This window comes from Mycobacterium sp. TH-M82 (genome assembly GCF_057473605.1).
Window position 1 is genome coordinate 1 of record NZ_JBYCKY010000339.1, and the last position, 2,852, is coordinate 2,852.

At 68.0% G+C, this 2,852-nt stretch carries 2 protein-coding genes; both read left to right on the forward strand.

The window, feature by feature from the left end:
• Window positions 1-1,302 (forward strand): thioesterase domain-containing protein (locus AC2VON_RS10525; protein WP_486952904.1); only part of this gene is annotated, 1,302 nt, incomplete at its 5' end.
• Window positions 1,299-2,852, forward strand: a complete 1,554-nt coding sequence (locus tag AC2VON_RS10530; RefSeq protein ID WP_486952905.1) for an acyl-CoA carboxylase subunit beta — start codon at window positions 1,299-1,301, stop codon at window positions 2,850-2,852. The genes AC2VON_RS10525 and AC2VON_RS10530, both read left to right, overlap by 4 nt.

Below are 2,852 nucleotides of genomic sequence, written 5' to 3' on the forward strand. Positions count from 1 at the left end.
TTACACGAACACCAGCAGACTCAGACCGCCGAGGAGATCGCCGCCGAACAGGCCGCCATGCTGGCCGGCGCGAAGGCGAGCGCTGACCCCTCCGGCCGGGTGCCGGTTCCGCCGCCGCCCACCGATCCCTCCGGCCCGGCGGCGGCCGCTGCGGACCCAGCGGCCACGGTGCTCAACCAGCAGGCCCAGCAGGGTGTAGCCAAGGTGCTGAATTCCGATGTGCCGCCGCGTGATGCCGCCGAGCGGGTCACCTTCGCCACTTGGGCGATTGTCACCGGGAAGTCACCGGGCGGCATCTTCAACACCCTGCCCGCCCTCGACGACGACACCGCCGCCAAGATGGCGCAGCGGCTCTCCGAGCGCGCTGACGGTCCCATCGCCGCCGCCGACGTTCACGCCGCCTCGACCATCGAGGCGCTGGCCACCACTGTCCGGGGATTCCTGGAGGCCGGCGAGCTGGACGGGTTCGTGCGCACCCTGCGGGCACCGCAGGAGGGTTCGAAACAGTTGCCGGTCTTCGTTTTTCACCCGGCGGGCGGATCGACGGTGGTGTATCAGCCGCTGCTGGCCCGGCTGCCGGCCGACACCCCGGTGTACGGCTTCGAACGCGTCGAGGGCTCCATCGCCGAACGCGCCGCGCAGTACGTCCCCAAGCTGCTGGAGCTGGGCGGCAACGGGCCGTTCATGCTGGCCGGCTGGTCGCTGGGTGGTGCGCTGGCCTACGCGTGCGCGATCGGGCTGCGGCGTGCCGGCGCCGACGTCGGCTTCGTCGGTCTGATCGACGCGGTGCGGCCCGGCGAGGAGATCCCGCAGACCAAAGAGGAGATCCGAGCCCGGTGGGACCGCTACGCCCGCTTCGCGGAGCGGACGTTCAACGTCGAGATCCCCGAGATCCCTTACCAGGAGCTGGAGAAGCTCGATGACGCGGGCCAGGTGCAGTTCGTGCTGGACGCGATCAAGGCCAGCGGCGTGGAGATCCCGGGCGGGATCATCGAGCACCAGCGTACGTCCTATCTGGATCAGCGGGCGATCGACACCGCCGAGATCGCGCCCTACGACGGTCACGTCACGCTGTATATGGCCGACCGCTACCACGACGATGCGATCACCTTCGAGCCGCGCTACGCCATCCGCAAACCGGACGGCGGCTGGGGCGACTACGTCGCCGACCTGGAGGTGGTGCCGGTCGGCGGCGAACACATCCAGGTCATCGACGAGCCGATCATCGCCAAAGTCGGCGCGCACATGAGCGAGGCGATCAACCGCATCCAGGCCGGCAGCCGCGAGGGAGTGGTCAAGTGAGCACCAAGACCACCGCCGAGCAGCTGGCCGAGCTGCGCGAGAAGTTGGAACTTGCCGCCGAACCCGGCGGTGAGAAGGCCGTCGCCAAGCGGGCCAAGAAGGGAATCCCCAGTGCCCGCAGCCGTATTCACGCACTGCTGGACCCGGGCACTTTCTTGGAGATCGGCGCGCTGTGCAAGACGCCTGGCGATCCGAATGCGCTGTACGGCGACGGCGTGGTCACCGGCCATGGCCGGATCAACGGCCGCCCGGTGGGGGTGTTCAGCCACGACCAGACCGTGTTCCAGGGCTCGGTGGGCGAGATGTTCGGCCGCAAGGTGGCCAAGCTGATGGAGTGGGTGGCGATGGTGGGCTGCCCGATCGTCGGCATCAACGACTCGGCCGGCGCCCGCATCCAGGACACGGCGACCTCGCTGGCCTGGTATGCCGAGCTGGGCCGCCGCCACGAGATGCTGCGCGGCCTGGTGCCGGAGGTCTCCGTCATCTTGGGCAAATGCGCCGGCGGCGCGGTGTATTCGCCGATCCAGACTGACCTGGTGGTGGCGGTGCGCGACCAGGGCTACATGTTCGCCACCGGGCCCGACATGGTCAAGGAGGCCACCGGCGAGGACGTCACCCTCGACGAGCTCGGCGGCGCCGACAACCAGGCCCGCTACGGCAACATCCACCAGGTCGTCGCTGATGAAGCCGCGGCCTTCCAGTATGTCCGTGACTACCTGTCGTTCCTGCCCGCCAACACCTTCGACGACCCGCCGGTCGTCAACCCCGGCCTGGAGCCGGAGATCACCCCCAGCGATCTGGAGCTGGACTCGATCGTGCCGGACGCCGACAACACCGCCTACGACATGCACGAGATCCTGCTGCGCATCTTCGACGACGGCGACGTCTTCGATGTCGGCGCGCAGCGCGGCCAGGCGATCATCACCGCGTTCGCCCGGGTCGACGGCCGCCCGGTCGGCGTGATCGCCAACCAGCCGATGGTGCTGTCCGGTTCGATCGACAACGAGGCCTCCGATAAAGCCACCGGCTTCCTCCGGTTCTGCGACTCCTACAATCTGCCGCTCGTTTTCGTGGTCGACACGCCGGGTTTTCTGCCGGGTGTGGAGCAGGAGAAGGGCGGCATCATCAAACGTGGCGGCCGATTCTTCAACGCGATGGTTGAGGGCGACGTGCCGAAGGTCACCGTCATCACTCGCAAGGCCTACGGCGGGGCGTATGCCGTGATGGGATCCAAACAGCTGTCGGCGGACCTGAACTTCGCGTGGCCGACCGCGCGGATCGCGGTGATCGGCGCCGAGGGTGCGGCCCAGCTGCTGATGAAGCGCTTCCCGGATCCGAACGCGCCCGAGGCAGTGGAAGTCAAGCGCAACTTCATCGAGGGCTACAACCTCAACATGGCAATCCCCTGGACCGCCGCCGAGCGCGGTTACATCGACGGCGTCATCCAGCCGCACGAAACCCGGCTGCTGCTGCGAAAGTCGTTGCGGCTCTTGGTCGATAAGCAGAACGGGCCCAAGGTGCTGCGCAAGCACGGCCTGACGCCGATCTGA